The sequence below is a fragment of the Corynebacterium gottingense genome (genome assembly GCF_003693265.1).
In the GTDB taxonomy this organism is placed as follows: Bacteria; Actinomycetota; Actinomycetes; order Mycobacteriales; family Mycobacteriaceae; genus Corynebacterium; species Corynebacterium gottingense.
Genome location: NZ_RDRE01000007.1, coordinates 83,223 through 95,821, shown reverse-complemented (window position 1 = coordinate 95,821; position 12,599 = coordinate 83,223). Strand labels below are relative to the sequence as shown.

Below are 12,599 nucleotides of genomic sequence, written 5' to 3'. Positions count from 1 at the left end.
GGCCGCATGATTGCTGCATTTTCTGTCGCCCCAACGGTGACCAATAACGCTACTGCAGAGATGTCGGAAGCCGTGTCGCGCGCCGTGCGCGTCGTGCGCGAATCCGGGCTGCCGCACGAGACGACCGCGATGTTTACCACGATCGAGGGGGAGTGGGACGAGGTCATGGACGTAATCAAGCGTGCCACGCAAGCGGTGGAGGCGGTGTCCCCACGGGTATCGTTGGTGTTCAAAGCTGACATCAGGCCGGGCTACACCGACATGATGCACCAAAAAGTCGCGTCGCTAGAGAAGCACTTTTCCAATGACGCCAATGACGCCAATGACGCCAATGACGAAGGAGCGAACTAAATGCCGGATTTCGGACCAGGCGCAGTTGACCTGAACAAGCTGGTGGAGCAGAAGGAGGCGCAGCAGCAGTTCAAGGAGGGCGGATTCGAGCCGTTTATCACGGTCACCGAGAAGGACATCGAGGCCCGCGCCTTCCAGCGCTCCGTGCAGCTGCCGGTGGTGCTGATGATTGGCACTTCCCGGTCGGAGGATTCGGAGTCGCTCAAGGCGACGCTGCAGCAGTTGGCGGCGGGGCAGCGCAAGTTCCTCGTCGCGTACGTCGACGCGGACGCCACGCCGCAGGTGGCGCAGATGTTCGGTCTTCGCGCCCTGCCGACGGTGGTGGCGCTGGCAGCCGGCCAACCGGTGACTAACTTTGAGGGCAACCAGCCCGCCGACCAGCTCAAGCAGTGGGTCGACGCGCTGGTGAAGAACGTCGGCCCGCAGCTGCAGGGTCTGGACGACGAGCCGGAGACGGATGCCCCCGAGCCGGAAGACCCGCGACTGGCCCAGGCAACCGCCGCGCTGAATAGGAGCGATTTCGAGGGAGCCACCGCGCTTTATAACGCCATCTTGGCCGACGAGCCCGACAACCAGCCCGTCAAGCAGGCGAAAGCGACGGTGGCAGTCCTGCAGCGCCTCGACCCCCAGCGCCGCACCACCGACCCGATCGCCGAGGCGGAGCAGGACCCGCAGGACGTGGACAAGCAGCTCGTTGCGGCGGACGCTGAGGTTGTCGCTGGCGCGCCGGAGAAGGCGTTCGAGCGTCTGCTGCGCTACGTCAAGGCCGAGCCGAAGGCGAAGGAGCGCCTGCTCGAGCTCTTCACCTTGTTCGAGCCGGGCGATCCGCGCGTGATCAACGCGCGGACCGCCCTGGCCAGCGCACTGTTCTAGCCACGCAGCGTGTACAGCTGCACGCTCATCGCCGGGATGTGCAGGTTGAGGGACTGGTCGAACTGGTCCCAGGTGGTGGGCTCGGTGTCCACGGTGGGGAGGAGCTCGTTGCCCGCGCCGCCGTAGACGGCGTCATCGGTGTTGATGAGCAGCTCCCACGTGCCCGCCTTGGGCGAGCCCAGGCGGTAGTTCGGCTGCGAGGCGCCGGAGAGGTTCACCACCGCGAGGACGGCCGAGCCGTCCGCGCCCCAGCGGATGTAGGCGAGGATGTTGTTTTGCGCGTCGTCGCCCTTGATCCACTGGAAACCCATGGGCGTGTTGTCCTGGGAGAAGAGCGCCGGGGTGTCGCGGTAGACCAGGTTGAGGTCGCGCACGAGGCGACGGATGCCCTTGTGGTAGTCGTGGCCCCAGTCGTCGGCAAGGTTGTCCCAGTTGACGGAGTGGGCTTCGTCCCATTCGGTGGTCTGCCCCCACTCGCAGCCCATAAACATGAGCTGCTTGCCCGGGTGCGAGAACATGTAGCCGTAGAGCGCGCGCAGTCCCGCGGCCTTGTTCCAGTCATCGCCCGGCATGCGGGTCCACAGCGAGCCCTTGCCGTGCACGACTTCGTCGTGGCTAAACGGCAGGACGTACTTCTCGCTGAACGCGTAGACCAGGGAGAACGTGATCTCGTTGTGGTGGTAGGAGCGGTGGATGGGGTCGAGGGAGAAGTACTCCAGCGAGTCGTTCATCCAGCCCATGTTCCACTTCAGGGAGAACCCGAGGCCGTCGGACTCGGTGGGCGCGGTCACGCCGGGCCACGCGGTGGACTCCTCGGCTACGGTGATCACGCCCGGGTGGGTGCGGTGGACCGTGGCGTTCATCTCCTGCAGGAACTGGACCGCGTCCCAGTGCTCGCGGCCGCCGAACTGGTTGGGCAGCCACTCGCCGGGTTCGCGCGAGTAGTCCAGGTAGAGCATGGAGGCCACGGCGTCCACGCGCAGGCCGTCGAGGTGGAACTCTTCGCACCAGTAGAGCGCGTTCGCCACGAGGAAGTTGCGGACCTCGTTGCGGCCGAAGTCGAAGACGTAAGTGCCCCAGTCCTTCTGCTCGCCGCGGCGCCAGTCGGGGTGCTCGTAGAGCGCGGTGCCGTCGAAGCGCGCGAGCGCCCAGGCGTCCTTGGGGAAGTGTGCGGGGACCCAGTCGACGAGGACGCCGATGTTGTGCGCGTGGAGCTCGTCGACAAGCGCGCGGAACTCGTCTGGCGTGCCCCAGCGCGCGGTGGGTGCGTAGTAGCCGCTGACCTGGTAGCCCCAGGAGCCACCGAAGGGGTGCTCGGCAACCGGGAGGAACTCCACGTGGGTGAAGCCGTGCTCGACCAGGTACGGGACGAGCTCTTCGCGCAGCGTGTTGTAGTTCGAGCCCTGCTTCCAGGAGCCGATGTGGCACTCGTAGACGCTCATGGGGGAGTTCGCCGGGTCCACTCCCTGGCGGCGCTGCATCCACTCGGCGTCGCGCCACTCGTACTCGGTGGTGTCGGCGACGACGGAGACGGTCTCCGGCGGGGCGAGGGTGGCCTTGGCCAGCGGGTCGGCCTTGTCCACGCGGTAGCCTTCGGAGGTTTGGACCGCGAACTTGTAGTGGGCACCGGGCGCGATTCCGGGGATGAAGATTTCCCACACGCCCGTCGACCCCAGGGTGCGCATCGGGTACTGGTTCGGGTTCCAATTGCAGAAGTCGCCGACGACCGCCACACCCTTGGCGTTCGGAGCCCAGACCGCGAAGGCGGTGCCGGTGACCTGGCCGAGGTCGGTGGTGTAGGTGTGGACGTTCGCACCGAGGACCTCCCAGAGGCGCTCGTGGCGCCCCTCGGCGATCAGGTGCAGGTCCAGCGAGCCGACGGTGGGCAGGAAGAAGTAGGGGTCCGCGATGATCTGCGGCTCCGCGTCCGGGTAGGTGACCTTGAGGCGGTAGTCGCTCGCGTGGTCGCCCTCGAGCTCGGCGATCCAGATGTCGTCGCCGGTGTGGTGCATCTGCACGGCGTCGTTGTGAATGAGCAGCTGCACGTCGGTCGCGCCGAGCAGGCGGGTGCGCACGACGGTGTTTCCTGCCACGGCGTGGCGGCCGTAGAAGTCGTGCGGTGCGTGGTGCTTGCACTCGAGGAGGCGTTGGCGGTCGTGCTCCGGGATGAGCGCTGCGGGGGAAAGTTCGTGGCCGGTCATCATCGTCTTTCTAGTAAAGCGAGTGGAGAAGGTGCTGGTTACGGGCGGTAGTCGTGGTCCGAGATCTGGCGGTACGCGAGCGCTTCACGACGCTCCGGAGCAACCTCGGGCAGGCGGAAGATATGGGCAACGTTTTGCTGCGGCACGAGCTGGACGTAGTTGTGCTCGTTCCAGGTGTAGCGGTCGCCGGTGATGAGGTCGTGGACCGGGAAGGGTTCGCCGTGGTCCAGGCCGAGTGAGGCGGCGTCGATATGCACCATGCCCTCTTGCATGTGCCAGGGGTCCAGGTTGACCACGACGAGGACGGCGTTGCCCGTGACCGCGTCGACCTTGGAGTAGGCGATGATCTGGTCGTTGGTCACCTCGTGGAAGCGGATCTGGCGCAGCTGCTGCAGGGCCGGCTGCTCGCGGCGGATGCGGTTGAGCAGGGTGAGGTAGGGCTCGAGGGACTGGCCGCGCTCGAGGGCCGACTCGAAGTCGCGGGGGCGCAGCTGGTACTTCTCCGAATCCATGTACTCCTCGGAGCCGCCGTGCACGGGGATGGACTCGTAGAGCTCGTAGCCGGAGTAGACACCCCACAGCGGGCTCATCGTCGCGGCGAGTGTGGCGCGGAGCGCGAAGGCGGCGGGGCCGCCCTGCTGCAGCGAGGCATGCAGGATGTCGGGGGTGTTGACAAACAGGTTGGGGCGGGAGACGTCGGCGACGTCGATGAGCAGCTGGGTGAAGTCGGTGAGCTCTTCCTTGCTCATCTTCCAGGTGAAGTGGGTGTAAGACTGCGAGAAACCGGCCTTGGACAGCCCGTACATGCGCGGCGGGCGGGTAAACGCCTCGGCGAGGAAGATGACGTCCGGGTGGGTCTCGTGCACCTTGGCAATGAGCCAGTGCCAGAAGTTCACCGGCTTGGTGTGCGGGTTGTCCACGCGGAAGGTAGAGATGCCCAGCTCGACCCAGTACATGATGACGCGGTAGACCTCGTCGTAGAGGGTCTCCGGGTCATTATCAAAGTTGATGGGGTAGATGTCCTGGTACTTCTTCGGCGGGTTCTCTGCGTAGGCGATGGTGCCGTCCGCGAGCACGGTGAAGAACTCGGGGTGGTCATCGGCCCACGGGTGGTCGGGCGCGGCCTGCAGGGCGAAGTCGAGGGCGATCTCCAGGCCGAGCTGGTCGGCGTGGTGGAGCATGTCGAGGAATTCTTCCTCGCCGCCGAGCTCCGGGTGGAATGCGTCGTGGCCGCCGTCCTTGGAGCCGATGGCCCAGGGGGAGCCCACGTCGCCGGGCGCCGCGGTCACGGAGTTGTTGCGGCCCTTGCGGTTGACCTCGCCGATCGGGTGGATCGGCGGGAAGTAGACGGTGTCAAAGCCCATCGCCGCCACGCGGTCGAGCGCCTGAGCGGTCGTCGCCCACGTGCCGTGGACCGGTGCGCCGCTCTCGTCGCGGCCGCCGGTGGAGCGCGGGAAGAGCTCGTACCAGGAGTTCACGAGCGCTTCGCGACGCTCCACGAGCACGTCGCACACCGGGCCGTGGGAGACCAGGTCGCGCAGTGGGTAGGCGGCGAGCACGTCCAGGACGTCCTCGCTCAGGCCGGCTTCGATGCGCTCCTGGAGGGGGAGGGAATCGTCGGCAAGCGCCGATGCTGCGTCGCTGAGCACAGCGGCGTCGGGGGCGGGGGTTTGCTCGGCGGCGGCGGTGAACAGCTCGATGCCGTGGGCGAGGTCATTGGCCAGCTCGGCGGCGGACTGGCCGGCCGCCAGCTTCTTCGTCACCGCGTTGCGCCAGGTCGCCATGACGTCGGACCAGGCGTCTACGCGGAACTGCCACAGGCCCTGCTCGTCGGGCACGAAGACGGAGTGGACGTAGTCGGGGCGGTAGGGCTCCGGGTGCATGTGCACGGAGTACTGCTCGCCGTCGGGGGAGGTGATCACCAGGGTTGCGGCCACCGCGTCGTGGCCCTCGCGCCACACCAGGGCGGAGACGGGAACGACCTCGCCGACGACCGCCTTCGATGGCAGCGTGCGGCCAGAGACCTGGGGCCGGACATCATCAATTCCGAATCTTGCAACCATGGCGTCATCTACCTCGTACGTGGCGTAGGGATCCCGCGACGCGCGTGCTGCGCCAACCGCGAGCCGGTCAGTAACACTAGCCACAGTAGCGAAACTGCAAGGACCGCACCGGCCTAAGTTGCTCCTAACTTTCGCGCTGGTGCGACGCGCACCCCAACCTCCCCACATGCGCCGGAAAATAGGACAGAATGGGAGGCGTGAATGACGCACAAGCAACCGAACCAGTGACCGACCCAGACCTCCTGCTCGACTTCCGCGACGTGGAGTTCGTCCGCGGCGGCAATACACTCGTCGGCCCCGTGGATTGGCAAGTGGAACTGGATGAGCGCTGGGTGATCGTGGGCCCGAACGGCGCCGGCAAGACCACGCTGATCCGGATGGCATCGGCCCTGGAGTTCCCGTCCAAGGGCACGGCGTTCGTGCTCGGCGAGCAGCTCGGGCGCACCGACATGCGCGATCTGCGCGCCGCGATCGGGCTGACCTCCTCGGCGCTCGCGCAGCGCGTCCCGGAGGACGAGAAGGTGGGGGACCTGGTTGTCTCCGCCGGCTACGCCATCGTGGGCCGGTGGCGCGAGGACTACGACGAGATGGACTACGAGCAGGCCATGGACGTGCTCGAGCAGGTCGGCGCGATGCACCTCATCGACCGCCGCTGGGGCACGCTGTCCGACGGTGAGAAGAAGCGCGTCATGGTGGCGCGCGCGGTGATGATCAACCCGGAGCTGCTCATCATGGACGAGCCGGCCGCGGGCATGGACCTGGGCGGCCGCGAGGACCTCATGGCCTACCTAGGCGAGCTCGCGCTCGACCCGGACGCGCCGGCGATGGTGATGATCACCCACCACCTCGAGGAGATTCCGTACGGCTTTACGCACGCCATGCTGCTGGACGAAGGTGAAGTGGTCGCGCAAGGGCTCATCGATGACGTGCTGAACAGCGTCAACGTGTCCAAGGCCTACCACCAGCCGATCGAGGTGACGCGCGCCGACGGGCGCTACTTCGCGCGCCGGGCGCGCTCCTCCCGCGCTGGGGCGCACAGGAAGTGAGTGCGGGGGCGTCGAGAAGCACTCGAGGCCCTTCGGAACTATGAGTCGAGGCATGCAGCGCAGCGTGGGGGCGTTCTCCGCCGACCGCGGCGACGAGATCGACGTCACCGAGGTCAGCGGGTTCCATGGCGCGCGCATGTCCGCCACCGTGATCCTGCTGCGCGACACCGCAGCGGGACTGGAAGTTTGGATGCAGGAACGCGTGCTGAGCATGAAGAACTACCCCGGGGTAACGGTGTTTCCCGGCGGCGGGGTGGACAGCCGCGACTTTCCGGGCCGCTCGTGGAACGACGGCGACCTGTGGCTCGGCCGCAGCGCGATCTCCATGGCCCGCCAGCTCGGCGTGACCAAGTACAAGGCACACGCGCTGGTGTTCGCGGCGGTGCGCGAGCTCTTCGAAGAATCCGGCACGTTGCTCGCCGTCGACGAGGAGGGGCAGCTGCTTGCCGACGCCCGCCCGTTCCACCACCAGCGCCTCCAACTGGAGTCGCACGAAATCTCGCTGACGGACGTGCTGCGCGACAACGACCTCAACGTGTGCGCCGACCTGCTCAAACCGTTCGCGCGCTGGGTGGGCCAATCCGCTCGCGGCGACTGGTTCGACACGTTCAGCTTCATCGCGGCCAACCCGACGGGGCAGGAACCGGACGGCAACACGGGGGAAGCAGACGACGCGAACTGGTTCCCGCCCTCCCTTCTGCTGGAGGGCTGGCGCCACGGGCTGGTCCGCTTCGCCCCCGCGACCTGGGCGCAGCTGCGGCTCATCGAGCAGTACGGAACCGTCGACGAGGTCTTGGCCGCGGCCAAGCACGCGACCATTACGCCGGTGATCGGCGACCCGGTGGACGACGAACGCTTCGCCGAGTTTTTCACGTTCAAACCCAAGGACCGGATCGGAGGCCGCTATGGCATTCAGCCCGAGTGAGGTCGCCTACCTGGCGGAGCACGCCGCGTGGATCGAGGCGCTCGCCCCGGAGATCGCGCTGACGAAGGCGAGCGTGTTCGCGGACCGGGCGCGGCTCGACGCGGAGTTTGGGCAGCACGCCCGCGCCGTGTCCGCGCTCATCGCCGCGCAGCGGCAGGCGGACGGGAAATTCCCCGGTTGGTGGCTCACCGACTCCGACGCCGCGCAGCAGGCGACTCCGGCGCTCGTGGCCGCGCACCGCGCGCGCACGCTCGCCGGCGCGGGCGCGACGCTCGTGCACGACGTGACGTGCTCGGTGGGTTCCGAGGCCCCACACATGGTGGACGCGGGGCTCACCTGGCTGGGCTCCGACCTGGACGCGGCGCGGCTGCGCATGGCGCGTTACAACCTCGGCCGCGACTCCTGGCTCGTCCGCGCCGACGCGCTGCACCCGGTGTCCGTGCCGGGGGCCGGGGGCGTGGTCGTTGCAGACCCGGCGCGGCGCAAAAACGGGCGTCGCATCTCAGACCCCGCCGACCTCGAGCCGCCGCTGCCGGCGCTCGTGGACGCCTACCGGAGTACGGAGCTGGCAATCAAGTGCGCGCCGGGCATTGATTACTCGGAGTGGGACGGGCTGGTCAGTGTTGTCTCGCTCGACGGCGGGGTGAAGGAAACCTGCCTCTACACGCCCGGCATTGGCGCCGGGCGCGAGGCGGTCGTGCTCCGCGCCGACGGGTTCGTGGACGTGGTGCGCGGCGCGGGCGACGTCGTGGGCGAGGGGGATCATCGCGCCGAAGGGCCGGGGGAGTGGATCGTCGAACCCGACGGCGCCGTCATCCGCGCTGGGCTGGTGCAGGAGTGGGCACGCCGCCACGGACTCTGGATGCTCGATCCGCACATCGCGTTTCTGACCGGTCGGGACGTACCTCCGGGGTACAGCGGGTTCCGCCTGCGCGAGGTGGTGCAGCTGAAGACGCTGAAGGCGGCCCTCCGCGCCCACGACGCCGGGTCGGTTGAGATCCTCGTGCGCGGCGTGGGCGTGGATCCCGATGCGCTGCGCAAGAAGCTCAAGCTGAAGGGCGCACACCAGCGGGCGGTGATTGTGGCCCGGGTTGGCGACGACGCACTCGCCTATATCTGCGACGCGAGGGAGCACCGCCCGGCACCGTAGGAGGCGGCTACGATGAGCGGCATGGTGTATCTGGATCACGCAGCAACAACCCCCATGCGGCAAGTGGCTATCGACGCCTGGGTGGAGCACGCACACGCCGTCAACCCGGGCGGGCAGTACGGCTCCGGTCGAGCGGCGAACGCGGTTCTCGCGCAGGCGCGCGAGGACATCGCTGAGCTGCTTGGCGCGGACCCGGTCGAGGTCGTGTTCACCGGCTCCGGCACCGAGGCGGACAACATCGCGGTGCGCGGCCTTTACCGTGCCCGGACGAAGGAGGGTGCGCCGCGCCGGGTCGTCGCGAGCACGATCGAGCACTCCGCGGTCCTGGAGACGGTCAAGTCTCTGGCACAGACCGAAGGGGCGGAGGTGGCGTGGCTGGAGCCAGACCGGGGTGGCCACGTCCGCGAACTTTCGGCGCTCGATGATCCCGCCGCGGTGGCGGCGCTCATGTGGGCAAACAACGAGACTGGCGCGATCCAGCCGGTCCGTGAGGCCGCCGAGCGTGCGAACGCCGCCGGCACGCCGTTGCACGTCGACGCGGTGCAGGCGGTGGGCAAGGTCGAGGTGGACTTCCACGCGTCCGGTGCGACGACGCTGGCCGCCAGCGCGCACAAGTTCGGCGGACCCCGTGGTTCCGGCATCCTGCTGGCCAAGCGTTCCCCGGTCCCTCTGCCGGTGGTGCTCGGCGGCGGCCAGGAGCGAGGACTGCGCCCCGGCACCGTCGATGTCGCTGCGGCGGCGGCGACGGCGGCTGCCTTGCGCGAAGCGCTGGACGAGCGCGAGGCGGAGAACGCGCGGATTGCGGGCCTGCGCGACCAGCTCATCGAGCGCGTCGTCGCCGCGGTCCCGGGGACGAAGGTGACCGCGACCGAACCCCGCCTGGCCGGCCACGCGCACCTGCTCTTTCCGGGCGCGGAGGCGGAGTCCATGCTCATGCTGCTTGACTCGCTCGGCGTTGAGGCGTCGGCGGGCTCGGCCTGCTCGGCGGGCGTGCACCGTGTCTCGCACGTGCTCGAGGCGATGGGAGTGGACGCTCGCGATGGCATGGGCGCGCTGCGCCTCACACTGGGGCGAACCACCACCGAGGAGGACGTCGATACATTCGTGGCCCACATCGCCGAGGTTATCGAGCGCGCCCGCGCGGCTGGCTCGCTGTAAGGGACGGGCGCTTGTCGACGCCTCTTTTGCTCCCAAACTTTCCGCCTCCAATGGTGTGTCTCGTGTGAAAGTTGTGAATTGAGTGCGCTAGAGTGCCGGGTATGCACGCACCCTGGACGCTTTCCCCCGCGCGCGCCTCGCGCCCGCACGCCCTGCTCAGCCACCCCAAAGCCCTCATTGCCGCGGTGGTCTCCGCCGCGATGGTGTTCACCCTGCTCGTCGTGAGCCCGATCGGTCAGAAGACCGCGGACGCGCAGTCGCTGCCCGGCTTGATCTCCGGCGTCGACGTTGCCGGCCACCAGCACCCGGGCGGTGGCCCGATTGATTGGAAGACCGTTTCTGGCCCGGGCGGTCAGAAGTTCGCCTTCATCAAGGCCACCGAGGGCGTCGGATTCAAGAACGACTTCTACGACCAGGACGCTCAGGCCGCCGCGGACGCGGGCATGCAGGCCGGCGCTTACCACTACGCGCGCCCCGCCGAAGACGCGCTGGCGCAGGCCCGCTACTTCGCCGACGTCATCAACGCGGGCCCCAAGACCGACCTGCCGCCGGTCCTGGACCTGGAGGTCGACGAGGGGCTCGGCCCAGTCCAGCTCGCAGCCTGGACCCAGCTCTTCCTGGGCGAGGTTGAAGCGCGCACCGGCCGCAAGCCCATCGTGTACACCTACCGCTACTTCTGGTACGAGCACATGAACAACACCAACGCGTTCACCAGCTACCCGCTCTGGCTGGCCGCGTACCAGAACCAGCCCCCGGCCCCGGTTGGTGGCTGGCGCACGCTGAGCTTCTGGCAGCGCTCCGATGCCGGCCGCGTTGCCGGCATCAACACCCCGGTGGACATGAACCTGTTCAACGGCACCGACGCCCAGTACAACGCCTTTGCAGCCGGCAACCTGGACGCAGCCGGCGGCCTACTCGAGCAGTTCCAGGCACCCGACTCCGGCGAGCTGCAGGTCCTGGAGCAGGACAACACCGCCCTGGTCGTCGCGATCCTCGCGCTGGCGGGCGGCGCCCTCGGCATCGCCGGGCTCGCCGAGGCCGCCGACCAGGCAGGCTTCGACGACGAGGACGCGCGCAACATCGCTGATCTGGTGGCCAAGCTCGCCGCCAACGGCGAGCTGCCGGTCGATGACCTGCGCAGCATGATGATCGGCGACTACCAGGTCGGCGACCTGCTCATCCTGTTGGATAACGCCACCAAGTAGCCCCGGGAGTTCCTCACTCGCCGGCAGGAGGTGTCGGCTCGGGGTCGTGGCGCGGAGTCGTCGCTAAGCTCCGTGCCCACTGCTCACCCTTGAACTGCGCCGGCACCGCGCCCTTGAGCAGGTTGCGCGTGAGCTGCGGGCTCGCCTCGATGGGGGTGTTGGCGCCGATGAGCACGATATTGCCGTAGCGCCGCCCCTTGAGCATCGGCGGGTCCGCGATCGCCGCAACGTGCGGGAACACCTCACACATACCGGCCAGCTCCTCCTTGGCCTCCTTGAGGTCCGCGCGCGAGCCACAGTTGGCCACGTAGACGCCGGTTTCGCTTATCGACGCCCACACGTTCCCATAAAACTCCACCGTCGTCAGCTCCCGCGGAGTCACGGCGTTGGCGAACACGTCGCGGATGATGACGTCCCGGGTCGCCGGCTTGAACGAGTCGGTGACCTCGCGCGCATCGCCCACCCGGATCTTCACGGCGGGGGCGCGGGGGACGTCGAACAGCTCGCGCGCGAGCTCGGCGAGCCTGCCGTCGATTTCCACGACGGTGTTGCGCGAACCCGGCCACGCATCCGCGAAGTACCGCGGCAGCGAGCAGGCCGCGCCGCCCAAATGCGTCAGGCGAGGCTTGGGCCAGCGGGCCTGGTCGCTCACGCCACGGTGCTGGAGTGAGTCCAGGAAGTCCGCGATCCAGCGCATGTACTCAAAATCCAGGCGCTGCGGCTCGCCGGGGACGACGTGCGAGCTGGGGACCCCGTTGACCAGCAGCACCATCGACCCGTCAGGCTCGTGGTGGACCTCGGCCTCGCCGGTGTCGATCTGGTACGTCTCCTGTTTCGCAGCCATGCCTGGCAGGGTACCCGGCAGCCCCGGGGACTTAAGCGTTCACGTCGACGCGGCGCAGGTACATCGTTGACGCGAGCCACCCTGCCACGGCGAGTACCGCGGCTGTGAGGGTGATGCTGGCGACTGTTTTCGGGTCGAGTGCGTTGGCGTCCGCGACCGCAGGGCTGCCCATCCACAGCGCCTTGGACAATCCGACGGGCGGGAGCACGAACTGCATCGCGTGTGCCCTGGCAGCGGTTGACCCGAAGGAAATGACGCCCGTGACCGCGCCGAGCGCGATCGGCATAGCAAAGTTGCGGATGACCATGGACAAAAAGCTTTGCCACGCCGCGACCGCCACCGCCGGGAGCACCGCAATGAGCGATGACGCGGGCAGCGCCCACGGCGGCATGCCGCTGAGCCCGCTCATCCACCCGCCGACAAGGCTGCACACGATGAAGATGAGCTGCATGGCCAGAGTGAGGGTGGCGATCGCCCCCAGCTTCGCGGCGGCGATGGTGCCCGCGGACCGAGACGAGGTGAGCAATGTGTGCCAGTTCCCGCCGCGGTGCTCGACGCGCCAGGCCGCTGCCGCGATGATGGCAATGCCCACCACCATGAACAGCATGCCGTAGAACAGGGTGGCCTGTGACCAGTAGCTTTGCCACCCCGCGCTGAGCGTTCCGGAGTTTGCCGAATAGTTGGCTGCACCAAACGCGACCGCGATCAGCGGCACGCCGCACAGGACCGCTGCGATGTGGGTGCGGCGGAGCTTAGCAAGATCATTGACAAGCAGGTCCATGG

11 protein-coding genes are annotated in these 12,599 nt (G+C 68.0%); 7 read left to right on the top strand and 4 right to left on the bottom strand.

The window, feature by feature from the left end:
• The first annotated feature begins 6 nt into the window (after positions 1-6).
• Positions 7-351: a thiamine-binding protein gene (locus tag EAW56_RS06145; RefSeq protein WP_122085693.1), complete on the top strand. Its 345-nt coding sequence runs from the start codon at positions 7-9 to the stop codon at positions 349-351.
• Positions 352-1,224 (top strand): tetratricopeptide repeat protein, encoded by an 873-nt coding sequence (locus tag EAW56_RS06140; protein WP_122085692.1) that lies wholly within the window; start codon positions 352-354, stop codon positions 1,222-1,224. It abuts the gene before it with no gap.
• Here the strand turns inward: EAW56_RS06140 and glgB are convergent.
• Both glgB and EAW56_RS06130 read right to left on the bottom strand, forming a co-directional pair.
• The gene (gene glgB / locus EAW56_RS06135) at positions 1,221-3,425 is read right to left on the bottom strand and encodes a 1,4-alpha-glucan branching protein GlgB (RefSeq protein WP_122085690.1); all 2,205 of its coding nucleotides are present in this window, start codon (positions 3,423-3,425) and stop codon (positions 1,221-1,223) included. The genes EAW56_RS06140 and glgB overlap by 4 nt on opposite strands.
• Before the next feature lie 38 nt (positions 3,426-3,463).
• Entirely contained in the window at positions 3,464-5,488 is a 2,025-nt protein-coding gene (locus EAW56_RS06130; protein WP_122085688.1) for a maltotransferase domain-containing protein, read from the bottom strand.
• Between the two features lie 188 nt (positions 5,489-5,676).
• Between EAW56_RS06130 and EAW56_RS06125 the strand changes: the two genes are divergently transcribed.
• The 5 genes from EAW56_RS06125 to EAW56_RS06105 all read left to right on the top strand — a co-directional run bounded on the left by EAW56_RS06125 (position 5,677) and on the right by EAW56_RS06105 (position 10,972).
• Positions 5,677-6,534 carry an ABC transporter ATP-binding protein gene (locus EAW56_RS06125; RefSeq protein ID WP_122085686.1) on the top strand — a complete coding sequence of 286 codons (858 nt, stop codon included), beginning with the start codon at positions 5,677-5,679 and terminating at the stop codon, positions 6,532-6,534.
• A 52-nt stretch (positions 6,535-6,586) separates the two neighbouring features.
• Positions 6,587-7,459: an NUDIX hydrolase gene (locus EAW56_RS06120; protein ID WP_095546150.1), complete on the top strand. Its 873-nt coding sequence runs from the start codon at positions 6,587-6,589 to the stop codon at positions 7,457-7,459.
• A complete protein-coding gene (locus tag EAW56_RS06115; RefSeq protein WP_122085684.1) occupies positions 7,440-8,609 on the top strand; it encodes a THUMP-like domain-containing protein in 1,170 nt (389 codons plus the stop codon). Before EAW56_RS06120 ends, EAW56_RS06115 begins: the two co-directional genes overlap by 20 nt.
• A gap of 21 nt (positions 8,610-8,630) precedes the next feature.
• Positions 8,631-9,767, top strand: coding sequence for a cysteine desulfurase family protein (locus tag EAW56_RS06110; protein ID WP_415528531.1), 1,137 nt, complete (start codon positions 8,631-8,633; stop codon positions 9,765-9,767).
• A gap of 101 nt (positions 9,768-9,868) precedes the next feature.
• The gene (locus tag EAW56_RS06105; RefSeq protein ID WP_122085681.1) at positions 9,869-10,972 is read left to right on the top strand and encodes a glycoside hydrolase family 25 protein; all 1,104 of its coding nucleotides are present in this window, start codon (positions 9,869-9,871) and stop codon (positions 10,970-10,972) included.
• A gap of 13 nt (positions 10,973-10,985) precedes the next feature.
• Here EAW56_RS06105 and EAW56_RS06100 read toward each other — a convergent pair whose 3' ends face one another.
• Complete coding sequence (locus tag EAW56_RS06100) at positions 10,986-11,816, bottom strand: spermidine synthase (protein ID WP_122085679.1); 831 nt, start codon at positions 11,814-11,816, stop codon at positions 10,986-10,988.
• Between the two features lie 31 nt (positions 11,817-11,847).
• Positions 11,848-12,597: an ABC transporter permease gene (locus tag EAW56_RS06095; RefSeq protein WP_122085678.1), complete on the bottom strand. Its 750-nt coding sequence runs from the start codon at positions 12,595-12,597 to the stop codon at positions 11,848-11,850.
• Positions 12,598-12,599 lie beyond the last annotated feature (2 nt).

Bases quoted from the DNA above. Each gene is read 5' to 3' on its own strand.
- EAW56_RS06145 (WP_122085693.1), top strand. From the start codon at position 7: ATGATTGCTGCATTTTCTGTCGCCCCAACGGTGACCAATAACGCTACT.
- EAW56_RS06140 (WP_122085692.1), top strand. From the start codon at position 352: ATGCCGGATTTCGGACCAGGCGCAGTTGACCTGAACAAGCTGGTGGAG.
- glgB (WP_122085690.1), bottom strand. From the start codon at position 3,425: ATGACCGGCCACGAACTTTCCCCCGCAGCGCTCATCCCGGAGCACGAC.
- EAW56_RS06130 (WP_122085688.1), bottom strand. From the start codon at position 5,488: ATGGTTGCAAGATTCGGAATTGATGATGTCCGGCCCCAGGTCTCTGGC.
- EAW56_RS06125 (WP_122085686.1), top strand. From the start codon at position 5,677: ATGGGAGGCGTGAATGACGCACAAGCAACCGAACCAGTGACCGACCCA.
- EAW56_RS06120 (WP_095546150.1), top strand. From the start codon at position 6,587: ATGCAGCGCAGCGTGGGGGCGTTCTCCGCCGACCGCGGCGACGAGATC.
- EAW56_RS06115 (WP_122085684.1), top strand. From the start codon at position 7,440: ATGGCATTCAGCCCGAGTGAGGTCGCCTACCTGGCGGAGCACGCCGCG.
- EAW56_RS06110 (WP_415528531.1), top strand. From the start codon at position 8,631: ATGGTGTATCTGGATCACGCAGCAACAACCCCCATGCGGCAAGTGGCT.
- EAW56_RS06105 (WP_122085681.1), top strand. From the start codon at position 9,869: ATGCACGCACCCTGGACGCTTTCCCCCGCGCGCGCCTCGCGCCCGCAC.
- EAW56_RS06100 (WP_122085679.1), bottom strand. From the start codon at position 11,816: ATGGCTGCGAAACAGGAGACGTACCAGATCGACACCGGCGAGGCCGAG.
- EAW56_RS06095 (WP_122085678.1), bottom strand. From the start codon at position 12,597: ATGGACCTGCTTGTCAATGATCTTGCTAAGCTCCGCCGCACCCACATC.